We start from the raw sequence: 13,518 nt of genomic DNA, 5'->3' as shown, positions 1-13,518 counted from the left end.
TCCGTGACGCGCAGAACGGACTGGGGCGAGTACGGGTATCCCAGTGCTTCCGAGGAGCGGGGGCGCGGGGGTACCGGCTGGGAGACCGGGGGATTCGGCGCGGACGGGCAGGGGGACGAGGGGTTCCGACCGTACGACGACGGCGGTGACGGCGACGTCGCACAGCGGGAGGACGGCTCGCGCTCCGGCGTGGGCCCGGCCGTGGGCGGCCGTCGGCGTGGTGGCGGCTCCTCGCCCGGCACCGGCGGCGAAGCGCGGGGGAGGCGCGGCGGTCGAAGCGGTCGGCGGCGCGGCTTCGGGGAAACGGGCGACGGCCCGGACGACGGGGGAGCACAGGACGGGGGTTCGTCTTTCTCGTCGAGGGCCGAGAAAGGCGAGTCCTCAGGGGACCCGGCTGAGCGGGCGCGCGCGATCTGTCTGCGCCTGCTCACCGGGACCCCGCGCACCCGTAAGCAACTCGCGGACGCCCTGCACAAACGCGAGATCCCCGAGGACGTGGCGGAGGAGGTGCTGTCGAGGTTCGAGGAGGTCGGACTGATCAACGACAGCGCGTTCGCCGACGCCTGGGTGGAGTCCCGGCACCACGGCCGGGGCCTGGCACGACGGGCCCTCGCCAGGGAGCTGCGCACCAAGGGGGTCGACTCGGCGCTGATCGATGAGGCCGTCTCCCAGCTCGATTCGGAGCAGGAGGAGAGCACCGCGCGCGAACTCGTCGCCCGCAAGCTGCGCTCCACCCGTGGCCTCGAGCGCGACAAGCGCCTTCGCCGCTTGGCCGGAATGCTCGCCCGCAAGGGTTACCCCGAGGGCCTGGCCCTGCGTGTGGTCCGGCAGGCCTTGGAGGAGGAAGGGGAGGAGACGGACGGGTTGGAGGACGAGGGGTACTGACGGGGTACTGAGCGGAGGGGGCGGAGCGAGGGGGAGTAGCCGAGGCTGCTCGGCCACCCCCCAGGGGGCTTACTGCCAGTCGGACGGGCGTTCGACGTGCTCCAGGCGCAGTACCTGTCCCGTGCGGCTGAAGCGACGGATGCGGGGGAGCGGCGGGTAGTAGGCGTGGACGGAGATCGCGTGCTCCTCGGGGGACTCGTTGAGCACCTCGTGGACATGGTGGCGTCCGAAGGAGCGGCCCTTGCCGGCGGGCAACCGCCGTTCGCGGTCGACGCCGTCGGTGAGTTCGAGGGTCTTCCAGCCGTCGGTGGGCAGCCGGGCGGCGAGCGAGTACTCCTTGAGTTCGCCGGCCGCGGTGACGAAGGCGCCCACCGAGTCGGCGTGGTCGTGCCAGCCGGTCCCGGTGCCGGGCGGCCAGCCGATCAGCCAGGCCTCGCTGCCGCCGGGACCTTCGAGGCGCACCCAGGTGCGGCCCTCGGGGTCGAGCGGGAGGGATGCGATCAGCTCGGCGTCGGCGGCGGTCCGGCGGGCGAAGTCGAGCAGTTCCGCCTGTGTGGGGGCGGAGACGGCCGGAGCGGAGGTAGGGGGAACAACGGGGGACACAGACACGGGTACCGTCCTGAATGCGTTCGCGGGAGCGCGCGGCCGCACCAGGGGTGGCGCGCGCGAAAGAAGAGGGATGCGAAGTCAGCAGGACGGACGACACACGCAGCCCGCGTAGCGGACGAGGTCCATATGGACCCTCCGCCACAGGCGCGTCGAGGTGTCGGTCACGGACCGGAGTAGACCATGACCGGGCAGGACGGTCAACTCACCGTCACTATGTGGACACACAGTGACGGCCGTCGGCGAACAGGGGCGCTACCGAGAGCCTTTCAAGGCGCGCTCGGGGCCGCGTCGCTGGTGGCGGGCTGCTGCCTCGCCCCGCCCAGCGTGGCTTCCGCGGCCGCGTACAGGTCGGCGGGGCGTACGCCGCTCAGCGCGGTGACGAGATAGCCGTCGGGGCGGACGAGGAGGACGGTGTGGGCGGCCGCGCCCGGGTAGGCCTCGGCCACCAGCAACTCGGCGGGCCGCGGCAGGGCGGAGACGGCCGCGGCCAGACGGGGCATGATGCCGGCGCTCATCCAGTGCTTGCGCTCCCACACCCCGGTGCCCGGCGCGATCAGCACGACCAGCAGCGCCCCGCGCCCGAGCCGGTCCCGCAGGGGTACGAACGAGCCGTCCTCCGCCGTCACCTCCACATCCACGACCTGGGTGCCCGGAAGGGTGTCGACGGGGGTCTCCGCGGCGGCGTGCGGGGGCATGAGCGGCGAGTCGGTGTACGCCCCCGGCGCGCCCAGTGCTCCGCGCCCCAGGTGGCCGTCGGCCAGCAGCGCGTCATGGCCCCGGGCCGAGCCGGGGACGTACGACCGCAGCCCCTTGCCGCCGCGCAGCAGGGGCAGCACCTGGTCGGCGGCGCGCAGCCGGGCGGCGACGACCGCGCGCCGCTCCGTCTGGTAGCTGTCGAGCAGGGTCTCGTGCGGGTCGTGGTGCCAGGCCAGGGCCAGTTTCCAGGCGAGGTTGTCCGCGTCGCGCAGTCCCTCGTCCAGGCCCTGGGTGCCGAGCGCCCCGAGCAGGTGGGCGGCGTCCCCGGCGAGGAAGACCCGGCCGACCCGCCACCGCCGGGCGAGGCGGTGGTGCACGGTGTGGACGCCGGTGTCCAGCAGGTCGTACGGCGGTGTGGAGCCGCCCGTCCAGCCGGCGAGGGTCTCGCGGACGTGAGCCACGAGGAGGTCGGGCGTCACGAGGTCCTTGCCCGGTGGCAGGAGCCAGTCGAGGCGCCACAGGCCGTCGTCGAGGGGCCGCGCGGTGATCTCGCCGCCGGACGGGCCCGCCGTCCGCCAGGGTGGCATGCGGTGCAGCAACGCTTCGCCCGGCCAGGGGAGTTCGGCGCGCAGAGCCGCCACCGCGTGCCGTTCCACCGCCGTACGGCCGGGGAACCGGATGTCCTGGAGCTTGCGGACCGTCGAGCGGGGGCCGTCGCACCCCACCAGGTAACTGCCGCGCCACCAGGTGCTCTTGGGGCCACGTGTGTGGGCCGTGACGCCGGACTTCTCCTGTTCGAGCGCGTCGAGCCGGCTCTCCACGGCGATCTTGACGAGCCGCTCACCGGCGATGGCGTCGCGCAGGGCGGCGGTCAGGACGTGCTGGGCGATGTGCAGCGGAGGGAGGTCGGCGGATCCCTCCACGACGGCGTCGTGGTCACCGCGTGCGCCCTTCGCGCCCTCCCGGGGAGGGAGACCCGTGTCCTCGAGGTCGGCTTCGCCGAAACGGACCTGACGCATCACCTGCTTGCGCCGCATCGACCGCCATCCGGCCCAGCGGAAGCCGAGCCGGGAGAGGGGGGTGCCGGACAACCGTTCCAGCAGTGCGGTCGTGTCCTCGTTCAGGACGACCGTGCGCGCGAGCCGCTGTTCGTCCTTGCCCGGTCCCTCGTCGAGGACCACGGACGGCACGTCCTGGCGCGCCAGCGCGAGGGCGAGCGTGAGCCCCACGGGCCCCGCACCCACGATGATCACCGGATCCACGGCGCGGCGCCCCCTGCCCGACGTGACGTCCCGGCGGACGTGGGTGAACAGGACGTTGGAGCAGGGTGCACGATCACAGAACGTATGCAACCCATTGCCGGTGCTTGCGTCAAGTGACGGAGGGCAGTGGCGATCATGCCACTGCCCTCCGGGGACCGAATCGGGGGACATCCTGGGCGGATGTCACCTGATCGATCGTCAGGTGTCTTTCTTGTCGACGTAGGTGCCGAGGCCGGGCAGACCGCCGCCCTCCCCGCCGGTGGCCGTCGTGCCCCCGACCGCCGCAGCCGGGATGACCGCTCCGGTCGACTTCTTGCCACGCCGCAGCCGCTGCTCCAGCCAGCTCGCGAAGCTGGTGATGATGAAGTTCAGGACGATGTAGATGATCGCGACGACGACGAAGCTGGGCACGACGTTGGCGTACACCGCCGCCAGCGTCGCGCGTCCGCTGAGCAGTTCGGTGAACCCGATCATCACGCCGCCGAGCGCGGTGTCCTTCACGATGACCACGAGCTGGCTGACGATGGCCGGCAGCATCACGGTGACGGCCTGCGGCAGCAGGATGGAGGACATCGTCTGGCCCTTGCGCAGACCGATCGCCTGGGCGGCCTCCGTCTGGCCCTTGGGGAGGGCGAGGATACCGGCGCGCACGACCTCGGCGAGGACCGAGGCGTTGTACAGCACCAGACCGGTGACGACCGCCCAGAGCTGCCGTTGCTCGGTGGTGACGTTCATCGAGCGGGCGATGACCTCGTTGGCGAACAGCATCAGCAGCAGGACCGGGATGGCCCGGAAGAACTCGACCACCGCACCGGCCGGGATGCGCACCCACAGGTGGTCGGAGAGGCGCGCGATGCCGAAGAGCGCACCGAGTGGCAGGGCGATCACGATGGAGAGCGCCATGGCCTTGAGCGTGTTGACGAGACCGGGCAGCAGATACGTCGTCCAGGCCTCGGAGGTGAAGAACGGCTTCCAGAGCTTCCACTCCAGCTGGTTCCTGCTGTCCAGCGCTCCCCAGAGCCACCACGCGAGGAGGGCCAGCAGGACGACGAAGACCACCGTGAGGATCACGTTGCGCCGTTTGGCCCGGGGGCCGGGGGCGTCGTAGAGAACGGAACTCATCGCTTCACCGCCAGTCGCTTGCTCAGCCAGCCCAGGATCAGGCCGGTGGGAAGGGTCAGAACAACGAATCCGAAGGCGAAGATCGCGCCGATGAGCAGGGTCTGCGCCTCCTTCTCGATCATGCCCTTCATGAGGTAGGCGGCCTCCCACACACCGATCGCCGCGGCCACGGTCGTGTTCTTGGTCAGCGCGATCAGCACGTTGGCCAGCGGTCCGATGACGGCGCGGAACGCCTGCGGCAGCACGATGAGGCCGAGGACCTGGGTGAAGCTCAGTCCGATGGCGCGCGCCGCCTCCGCCTGGCCGACGGGCACGGTGTTGATGCCGGAGCGCAGCGCCTCGCAGACGAATGCCGCGGTGTAGGCCACGAAACCGAGAACGGCGAGTCGGAACGCCGTGGTTTTGACGTCGTTGCCCGCGCCCATCGTCACCCGGAAGATGTCGGCGAGGCCGAGCGAGGTGAAGACGATGATGACGGTCAGCGGGATGTTCCGCACGACGTTCACATAGACGGTGCCGAAGCCGCGCATGAGGGGCACGGGGCTGACGCGCATGGCGGCCAGCAGGGTTCCCCAGATCAGGGAGCCGATGGCTGAGAAGACGGTGAGCTTGACCGTCATCCAGAACGCACCCAAGAAGGTTGGGTCGTTGTAAGTTGAAAGGAAGTCGAACACTGTCTCCCGCGCTTCCGGGTGTGTGGCATACGTGGCAGGCGCAGAGCGCCGCCGCCCTTACCGCGCCTTGCGGCGGGCGGCGGCGCGACAACGAGAACCGCGCTGGTGGCGGATATCCGCTGACTAGGCGATGACGCCGATCTTCGGGGCGGGCTCGTTCTTGTAGTCGGCCGGGCCGAAGTTCTCCTTGACCGCGGTCTCCCAAGCGCCGTCACTGACCATCTTCTCGAGGGCGGCGTTGATCTTGTCCACGGTCGCGGTGTCGCCCTTCTTGACGCCGATGCCGTAGTTCTCGTTGCTGAGCTTCAGGCCCGCGAGCTTGAACTGACCCTTGTAGTTCTCCTGCGCGGCGAAGCCCGCGAGGATCGAGTCGTCGGTCGTGACGGCGTCCACGGCACCGCTCTGCAGGCCGGCGATGCACTCCGAGTAGCCGCCGTACTCCTTCAGCTGGGCCTTCGGGGCGATGTCCTTCTTGACGTTCTCCGCCGAGGTGGAGCCGGTCACCGAGCAGAGGGTCTTGCCGTTGAGGTCCGTGCCCTTGGCGATGTCCGAGTCGGCCTTGACCAGCAGGTCCTGGTGGGCCAGCAGGTAGGGGCCGGCGAAGTCGACGAGCTTCTTGCGCTCGTCGTTGATCGAGTACGTGGCCGCGATGAACTTGACGTCGCCGCGGGCCAGCGCGTTCTCACGGTCGGCGCTCTTGGTCTCGACGAACTCGATCTGCTTGGCGTCGTAGCCGAGCTCCTTGGCCACATACGTCGCCACGTCGACGTCGAAGCCGGAGAAGGAACCGTCGGGGTTCTTCAGGCCGAGACCGGGCTGGTCGTACTTGATGCCGATCTTGATCTTGCCGCCGCCGCTGGAACCGGAGTCGGAGCCGCCGTCGTTGCCGTTGCTGTCGTCGCCGCCGCACGCGGTGGCGGTCAGGGCGAGGACGAGGGCGGCGGCGGCTGCGGCGGAGGCCTTGCGGAGCTTCATGGTGAACATCCTTTGAGTGGTGAAGAGATGCGGACCGTCATGGTGCGGGTGCCAGGGGCCGGAAGAGGCCTCGGCAGGGCCGTCAGTGGTGCAGGATCTTCGACAGGAAGTCCTTGGCCCGGTCGCTGCGGGGGTTGCTGAAGAACTGGTCCGGCACAGCCTCTTCGACGATGCGGCCGTCCGCCATGAACACCACCCGATTGGCGGCCGAACGGGCGAAGCCCATCTCATGGGTGACCACGACCATCGTCATGCCGTCCCGGGCCAGCTGCTGCATGACTTCCAGGACCTCGTTGATCATCTCGGGGTCCAGCGCCGAGGTCGGCTCGTCGAAGAGCATGACCTTGGGGTCCATGGCCAGCGCCCGCGCGATCGCGACACGCTGCTGCTGACCGCCGGAGAGCTGCGCGGGGTACTTGTCCGCCTGGGTGCCCACGCCGACCCGGTCGAGCAGGTTCCGTGCCTTCTCCTCGGCCTGCTTCTTGTCGGTCTTGCGGACCTTGAGCTGCCCCAGCATCACGTTCTCGAGCACGGTCTTGTGCGCGAAGAGATTGAACGACTGGAACACCATGCCGACGTCCGCCCGCAGTCGTGCGAGCGCCTTGCCCTCCGCGGGCAGCGGCTTGCCGTCGATCGAGATGTCGCCGGAGTCGATCGACTCCAGCCGGTTGATGGTGCGGCACAGGGTGGACTTACCGGACCCGGAGGGTCCGATCACCACGACGACCTCGCCCCTGGTGATCGTCAGATCGATGTCCTGGAGTACGTGCAACGCGCCGAAGTGCTTGTTGACGCTCTTCAGGACGACCAGGTCGTCGGCCGCGGGCACCGCGTCCTTGACCACCGAAACTTCGGTCATCGCTTTGGGCTCCGTCTTCCTCGGTTTCGGAGGACAGTAGTGACCGGCGACGACCAGCGTCATTACATCTGAGCGAGAATTGAGCATAACGATCTGGTAGCCGGACGGACACTGCACGTGACGGGCCCGGGCGGGGTGTTTCGGCTGGATAACGGAACTCGTTCGGAACCCGTCCGGCCTTGACGGCGTCCTCACTCATCAGTGTGACTGCGAAGGGGCCGATACGCGCGTGCCCGGGATGCGAATCCGCGTAATGTGTGCCAGCCGAGACGCACAAATGACCGAAACGCATGACCCACCGAGCAGGAAGGGGCCGGAATGAGGCTGCTCCTCGTCGAGGACGACAACCACGTCGCCGCCGCCCTGTCCGCGGTCCTGGCCCGGCACGGCTTCGACGTCACCCACGCCCGCAGCGGCGAGGAGGCGCTCCAGGCGCTCGTCCCCGAGGGCAACGGCTTCGGAGTCGTCCTGCTCGACCTCGGCCTGCCCGACCAGGACGGCTACGAGGTCTGCGGCAAGATCCGCAAGCGCACCAGCACCCCGGTGATCATGGTGACGGCCCGCTCGGACGTACGGTCCCGGATCCACGGCCTCAACCTCGGCGCCGACGACTACGTGGTCAAGCCCTACGACACCGGCGAGCTGCTCGCCCGTATCCATGCCGTCGCCCGCCGCCGGGCCCCCGACGATGCCGCGGCCTCCGCCGACAGCGGGCTGCGGCTCGGGTCCGTGCTCATCGAGCTGCCCACCCGGCAGGTCAGCGTGGACGGCTCGGTCGTCCAGCTGACCCGTAAGGAGTTCGATCTGCTCGCGCTGCTGGCCCAGCGGCCCGGGGTCGTCTTCCGCCGGGAACAGATCATCAGCGAGGTGTGGCGGACCAGTTGGGAGGGGACCGGACGCACCCTGGAAGTGCATGTCGCCTCCCTGCGGTCGAAGCTGCGGATGCCTGCCCTGATCGAGACGGTGCGCGGGGTCGGCTACCGGCTGGTCGCCCCGACGCCGTAGCGTGCCCGCGTGCGCACTCGTCTTCTTCCGCTGCTCATCGTCCTGATGGCCGCCGTGCTGTTGGCCCTCGGCGTCCCGCTGGCGGTGAGCCTCGCGGCGGCGCGGCAGCAGGAGGTGGTCGTCGACCGCATCGACGACACGGCACGCTTCGCGGCCCTCGCCCAGTTCGTCACCGAACGCCCGAGCGGATCCCGCGTGGACACCACGGACGGCCGCGGCGAGACCCTCCAGCGGGAGCTGGAGCAGTACTACCGGGTGTACGGCATCAAGGCCGGCGTCTTCTACCGCGAGAAGAGCCAGCCCTCCATGGCCAACGCCCCCGTGGAGTGGGGCCGGCCCACCGAGGGGGAGGGGCTCGCCGCCTTCGAGGAGGCGCTGCTGGGGCGGCGCCCGCACGATCCGAAGCAGGTGTGGCCCTGGCAGGAGGGCCGGCTCGTCGTCGCGTCCCCCGTCATCCACGACGGTGACGTCGTCGCGGCCGTCGTCACCGACTCGCCCACCGACCAGATGCGCTCCAAGATCCTGCGCGGCTGGCTGATCATCGGCGCGGGCGAGATCGCCGCGATGCTCCTCGCCGTCGGCGCCGCGCTGCGGCTGACGGGCTGGGTCCTCAAGCCCGTACGCGTCCTCGACGTCACCACCCACGCCATCGCCTCCGGGCGACTGAAGTCACGGGTCGCGGTGGCCAGCGGTCCGCCCGAACTCCGGCGGCTGGCACGGTCGTTCAACGAGATGGCCGACAACGTCGAGGACGTGCTGGAGCAGCAGCGCGCCTTCGTCGCCGACGCCTCGCACCAACTCCGCAACCCGCTGGCCGCGTTGCTGCTCCGCATCGACCTGCTCGCCCTCGAACTGCCCGAGGGCAACGAGGAGATCGCCTCCGTGCGCACGGAGGGCAAACGGCTCGCCTCGGTCCTCGACGATCTGCTCGACCTGGCGCTCGCCGAGCACGCGGAGTCCGATCTGCGGCTCATCGACGTGGGGGAGCTGACGGCCGAGCGCGTCGCGTCCTGGTCGCCGCTGGCCGACGACAAGGGCGTGTCGCTGGTCGGCACCTGTCCGGCCACCACCGCCTGGGCCGACCCCATCGCCCTGTCCAGCGCCCTGGACGCGGTGATCGACAACGCGCTGAAGTTCACGCCCGCCGGGGAGCGCGTGGAGGTCCGGGTCACCTCGAACGGCGAGACCTCGCGGGTCGTCGTCATCGACGGGGGGCCCGGCCTCAGCGACGAGGAGCTGGAACGGGTCGGCGACCGCTTCTGGCGCAGCACCGCCCACCAGAACATCAAGGGCTCGGGCCTCGGGCTCTCCATCTCCAGGGCGCTCATCGCGGCGGGCGGCGGCTCCATCGCGTACGCGCACCACGAGCCGCACGGGCTGCGGGTCACGGTGACGGTGCCGCGGTCGAGGCCGCCGGTCTGAGATGGCCCCGCGGGGGCGTTCGGTGGGTGGCTGGGAGCCGCGGCAGGCGGCTGCCCGGGGCGGCGCGAAGGCCCGCCGCGGGCTAGGGCTTCACCGAGCGGTAGTACGCCCTCGCGCCCTGGTGCAGTCGTAGCGGGTCCGTGTAGATCGCGGTGCGCAGATCCACCACCTGGGCCGCGTGGACGTGCTGGCCGATGTTGTCCCGGCTCTTGAGGACGACGCGGGTGAGCCACTCGGTGAGCCGGGGGTCCATGTCCGCGCGGGTGATGAGCAGGTTCGCCACGGTGAGGGTGGGCACCGGGGCCGTGAGGATGGTCGGGTAGGCGTCGGCGGGCATCACGGACGCCCGGTAGTGGCTGAAGACGCCGCCCTGGTCGTGCAGCGCAGCCACCAGGTCGCTGCGGATCGGGACGAACCGGAAGGCGTACTTCTCCTTCTCCGCGAGGTCCGTCAGCCCCTTCGTGGGCAGGCCGCCCGACCAGAAGAAGGCGTCGATCCTGCCGGTGCGCAGGGCCTCGGGGCTGGTGCCGATGGTGTCGCGCCGCGCGTCTATGTCCTTGTCGATGTCGAGCCCGTCCGCCGCCAGCAGGCGTTCGGCGATCAGCCGTACACCGGAGCCCTCGGGGCCGACGGCGACCCGCTTGCCCTTCAGCTCCGCCACGTTCTGGATGGTGGAGTCGGCCGGGACCACCAGCTGCACGTAGTCGTCGTAGAGCCGGGCCACGCCCCGCAGCTTGTCGGCGCCGGGCTGGTCCTCGTCGATATAGGTCTGGACGGCGTCGGCGGCGGCGATGGCGAAGTCGGCCTGCCCGGTGGCCACCCGGCGGACGTTCGTCTGGGAGCCGTTGCTCGGCATGAGCTGGACCCGCAGCTTCGGCATGTCCCCGGCGATCGCGTTCCGCAGCCGGCTGCCGTACTCCTGGTAGACGCCCCGCTCGGCTCCCGTGGTCACCGTGATCGTCCCGCTCGGGGGCTCCTCGCTCGGCCACAGCCACCACGCGAGCAGCCCGAGGACCACCAACGAAGCCACCGAGCCCAGCAGCGCGTGCCGCCTGCCGATGCGGGGGAGTACCTGGACCATGCGACGAGATCCTGCCAGGTCACCGGGCGGGCGGCCAGGGTCGGCCCCATCCGGTGCGAGCTCGTGACCTCGGCGGCGCCGGACCCCTGCGGGGGCGGGGTCCGGCGGCCGAGGGCGGAGAGCGTGGTCAGCGGCCGGTGGCCACCGCCGTGCGCAGGCGCTCCAGCTCCCCGTACATGGCCTCGCCCGGGCACTCCGTCGCCATCCAGTCCCGGTGGCCGCTGATCTCCGCGACCTCCTTCTGGGTGCCGTTGACCGGGTTGGTGTAGGTCACGCGGGCCTGCGGGTCGACGCCGTGCTGGCGGACCAGGACCTTCACGAGCCGGGTCAGGGAGGCGCGGGCGGCCTCCTTGGGGCCCTGCTCGGTGAAGGTGCCCAGCAGGGCGATGCCGAGGTTGCCGGAGTTGAACCCGCCGACGTGGAAGGCGGTGACCACCTTGCCGTCGGCGTCGTGCGCGGGCAGGCCGTCGTCGCCGGAGTAGCGGCCCTCGTAGATGCGGCCCTCCTCGTCGATGAGGAAGTGGTAGCCGATGTCGCCCCAGTCGTTGGTGACGGCGTGCAGCTGGTAGATCGCGCGGACCGTGGCGGCCGGGTCCGGGTCGTCGTTGGCCATGGCCGTGTGGTGCACGGTGATCGTCTGGAACGGGTAGAACGCGGTCGGGGTGTTCTCGGTGCCGTCCGCCTTGAACCGCAGCGACTCGTCGGCGCCCCAGGCGGCCCGGGTCAGGTACTGGACACCTCTGACGCGCGTGGGGTCGCTCGGAACCTTCACCTTCCGGTCCGGCCCGTGCTTGCAGTCGAGCGCCAGCGAACGCAGCCCGGTGGCGCCGTCGGGCGCCTTCAGCTCGTAGGCGGCGGCCTGGTCGGCGGCGATCAGTACACCGCCGCCGTTGGCCACCGAACAGCCGCCGTCGCCGAGGGAGCGCCATTCGCCCTGCGCTCCGTCGGCGTCCCGCAGCCGGATGCCGCCGCCGGTGGTCTCGTCGGTGCCGCCCCAGCGCACGCCCACGTAGCCGATGGGGAAGGCCGCCTCGACGGGTGCCTCGCCGGTGGCGGCCTCGCTGCGGGTCTTCGGGAAGGTCTCGGTCGTCGTGCCGGCCGTCGAACCCCCGGCGCCGGGGTCCGAGGAGGTCGTGGTGCCGGAGTCGCCGGTCGTGGCCATCACGGTGGGCGTGATCACGGCGCCGGCGGCGACCGCGCCGGCCGCGCCGATCACCGTACGGCGGGTCACCCGGGACGTGGCCCGATGGCTGGGGGAGGTGGGGGGAACGCTCACGTTGGGTCCTCAATGCTCGGGGTGGTACGTGAAGACACAACGGAGCGTACGGAGTGGAGGCAGCGGTTCCGGCATCGCCCCCCTTGTGCTGACATGGCGTCAAGGGGCAGTGACATCACGGGACTTGGTCGTCATGACCGTACTAGGAGGACAGAACTGTCGGCGCGGGGCGCGGCAAGGCGGCTGGGCGGAGCAGGGCGGCCGGGGCGGCGCGGCCGGTCGGTAGGGTCGGCGGATGAGTTCTTCTCCCGCTCGCCTGGTCCGCGAGTTCCACCGGGCCTTCGGCCTCGACGCCCGAACCATCCCCACCGAGGTCTCGCCCGAGCTGGCCGCCCACCGGGGGGAGCTGCTGGCCGAGGAGGCCGCCGAGGTCGCCGAGGTGGCGGTCGACGGGCCGCTCGACCGGCTGGCCCACGAACTGGCCGACGTGGTGTACGTGGCGTACGGCACCGCTCTCGTCCACGGCATCGACCTGGACGCGGTGATCGCCGAGATCCACCGCTCGAACATGACCAAGCTGGGCCCCGGCGGGCGGGTCGCCCGCCGGGCCGACGGCAAGGTGCTCAAGGGGGACCACTACGAGGCGCCCGACGTGTCCTCGGTGCTGCGGAAGCAGGGCTGGGCGGGCTGAGCGCTCAGAAGCGGCCGGACAGGGACTCGTCGTCCGAACCGTTCGCGACGGCGGTGACCGTGTAGAGGTCGCGGCCCGCGTCGCGCCGGCCCTGGGCGTGGTCGTACTGGACCTTGAAGACATAGGTGCCGGGGGCGAGGGTGACACCCGACTTCAGGGTGATGACGTACCCGATCTGGTCGCTGCTGGCGTTCTGACCGACGGCTGCCTTGTCACCGAGGGAGGTCCAGGTCCCGGTGCTCTTCACGCCGCCGGTCTGGATGATCCGGACGACGACCTTGAGCGAGGTGATCGGCTCGGTGGACTTGACGGTGACCGTGCTCTCGTCCCAGAAGTCGTTCGTGTCGGCCTCCACGCTCCCGTCGGCCCACAGGTAGCCGGACGTCGACCCGGAATCGGTGCTCTGGGTGGTCGTGGACTTCTTCTCCTCGGTGCCGGTCGAGCCGGTCGAACCGGAGGTGCCGCCCGTGGTGCCGCCCGAGTCGGACCGGTCGTCGGTGTCCGACGCCGACTTCTCCGTGCCGCCGGTGCCCGCTCCGGCTCCGCCGCTGACCGGCACGTAGACGACATCGGGGTCGTCCTTGCCCTTGTCCTTGGCCCCGTGCCCCGCCCGGTCCGTCGGCGACGGGTCGACCGCCGCCTTCTTGGTGTCGCCGGGGACGGACTGCTCGTCGGCCGGTTTGTCGGCCGCCGTGGTCACCTTCCCGGACGCGCCGCCGCCCCAGTCGACGGCGGCCACGGCCGTGACGGTGCCGGCGATCACCAGGACCGCGGCGGCGGAGCCGCCGATCGCCTTCCATACCCGGCGGCCGGGCAGGAAGCCGCGGAGCGGGATGCGGGTCCTGCGGGCGAAGAGATCGGCGAACTCGCCGTCCCTGCGGTCGCTTCGGTCGGGTGTGTGCGGCATGGGGGTGGTCCTTAGGTGGGTGGGTCCGCGCGGTGGGCGCGGGGACGGCGGGGTGGGAGGGGGGCGGACGGTGGGCGCTCAGGGCACCGGAACGGTCGGGGCGCCGGAACGTTC

At 70.9% G+C, this 13,518-nt stretch carries 14 protein-coding genes; 4 read left to right on the top strand and 10 right to left on the bottom strand.

Going from position 1 to position 13,518, the window contains the following annotated elements; translation table 11 throughout:
• The first annotated feature begins 3 nt into the window (after positions 1 to 3).
• Positions 4 to 885: a recombination regulator RecX gene (gene recX / locus HW837_RS11575; protein ID WP_045561142.1), complete on the top strand. Its 882-nt coding sequence runs from the start codon at positions 4 to 6 to the stop codon at positions 883 to 885.
• Between the two features lie 69 nt (positions 886 to 954).
• Here the strand turns inward: recX and HW837_RS11570 are convergent, their stop codons facing one another.
• The 7 genes from HW837_RS11570 to HW837_RS11545 form a co-directional block, all read right to left on the bottom strand.
• Positions 955 to 1,494: a cupin domain-containing protein gene (locus tag HW837_RS11570; protein ID WP_177261953.1), complete on the bottom strand. Its 540-nt coding sequence runs from the start codon at positions 1,492 to 1,494 to the stop codon at positions 955 to 957.
• A 78-nt stretch (positions 1,495 to 1,572) separates the two neighbouring features.
• Entirely contained in the window at positions 1,573 to 1,659 is an 87-nt protein-coding gene (locus HW837_RS49980) for a putative leader peptide (protein WP_316731559.1), read from the bottom strand.
• A gap of 101 nt (positions 1,660 to 1,760) precedes the next feature.
• Positions 1,761 to 3,452 (bottom strand): FAD-dependent monooxygenase, encoded by a 1,692-nt coding sequence (locus HW837_RS11565; protein ID WP_093790449.1) that lies wholly within the window; start codon positions 3,450 to 3,452, stop codon positions 1,761 to 1,763.
• Positions 3,453 to 3,650: 198 nt separating this feature from the next.
• Positions 3,651 to 4,574 (bottom strand): amino acid ABC transporter permease, encoded by a 924-nt coding sequence (locus HW837_RS11560; RefSeq protein WP_045561139.1) that lies wholly within the window; start codon positions 4,572 to 4,574, stop codon positions 3,651 to 3,653.
• Positions 4,571 to 5,248, bottom strand: a complete 678-nt coding sequence (locus HW837_RS11555) for an amino acid ABC transporter permease (RefSeq protein ID WP_045561138.1) — start codon at positions 5,246 to 5,248, stop codon at positions 4,571 to 4,573. The genes HW837_RS11560 and HW837_RS11555 overlap by 4 nt, the downstream gene beginning before the upstream one ends.
• Positions 5,249 to 5,371: 123 nt before the next feature.
• Positions 5,372 to 6,223 (bottom strand): glutamate ABC transporter substrate-binding protein, encoded by an 852-nt coding sequence (locus tag HW837_RS11550; protein ID WP_177261954.1) that lies wholly within the window; start codon positions 6,221 to 6,223, stop codon positions 5,372 to 5,374.
• Between the two features lie 82 nt (positions 6,224 to 6,305).
• Complete coding sequence (locus HW837_RS11545) at positions 6,306 to 7,082, bottom strand: amino acid ABC transporter ATP-binding protein (RefSeq protein ID WP_045561136.1); 777 nt, start codon at positions 7,080 to 7,082, stop codon at positions 6,306 to 6,308.
• Positions 7,083 to 7,400: 318 nt separating this feature from the next.
• Between HW837_RS11545 and HW837_RS11540 the strand changes: the two genes are divergently transcribed.
• Together HW837_RS11540 and HW837_RS11535 are read left to right on the top strand one after the other, a co-directional pair.
• Positions 7,401 to 8,087, top strand: a complete 687-nt coding sequence (locus tag HW837_RS11540) for a response regulator transcription factor (RefSeq protein WP_045561135.1) — start codon at positions 7,401 to 7,403, stop codon at positions 8,085 to 8,087.
• A 9-nt stretch (positions 8,088 to 8,096) separates the two neighbouring features.
• Complete coding sequence (locus HW837_RS11535; RefSeq protein WP_045561134.1) at positions 8,097 to 9,509, top strand: sensor histidine kinase; 1,413 nt, start codon at positions 8,097 to 8,099, stop codon at positions 9,507 to 9,509.
• A gap of 82 nt (positions 9,510 to 9,591) precedes the next feature.
• On the opposite strand, the gene HW837_RS11530 is transcribed toward HW837_RS11535, so the two are convergent.
• Together HW837_RS11530 and HW837_RS11525 are read right to left on the bottom strand one after the other, a co-directional pair.
• Positions 9,592 to 10,590 carry a TAXI family TRAP transporter solute-binding subunit gene (locus tag HW837_RS11530; RefSeq protein WP_045561133.1) on the bottom strand — a complete coding sequence of 333 codons (999 nt, stop codon included), beginning with the start codon at positions 10,588 to 10,590 and terminating at the stop codon, positions 9,592 to 9,594.
• A gap of 127 nt (positions 10,591 to 10,717) precedes the next feature.
• Positions 10,718 to 11,866, bottom strand: a complete 1,149-nt coding sequence (locus HW837_RS11525) for a peptidoglycan recognition protein family protein (RefSeq protein ID WP_045561132.1) — start codon at positions 11,864 to 11,866, stop codon at positions 10,718 to 10,720.
• Positions 11,867 to 12,101: 235 nt separating this feature from the next.
• On the opposite strand from HW837_RS11525, the gene HW837_RS11520 reads away from it, so the two are divergent.
• Positions 12,102 to 12,497 carry a pyrophosphohydrolase domain-containing protein gene (locus HW837_RS11520; protein WP_193381294.1) on the top strand — a complete coding sequence of 132 codons (396 nt, stop codon included), beginning with the start codon at positions 12,102 to 12,104 and terminating at the stop codon, positions 12,495 to 12,497.
• A gap of 4 nt (positions 12,498 to 12,501) precedes the next feature.
• On the opposite strand, the gene HW837_RS11515 is transcribed toward HW837_RS11520, so the two are convergent.
• Positions 12,502 to 13,404: a hypothetical protein gene (locus tag HW837_RS11515; protein ID WP_193381293.1), complete on the bottom strand. Its 903-nt coding sequence runs from the start codon at positions 13,402 to 13,404 to the stop codon at positions 12,502 to 12,504.
• Between the last annotated feature and the right edge of the window lie 114 nt (positions 13,405 to 13,518).

It is taken from the genome of Streptomyces caniscabiei (assembly GCF_014930365.1).
Lineage (GTDB): Bacteria > Actinomycetota > Actinomycetes > Streptomycetales > Streptomycetaceae > Streptomyces > Streptomyces caniscabiei.
Note: the sequence above shows the minus strand (reverse complement) of the source record. Positions and strands in the feature narration are given on the sequence as shown.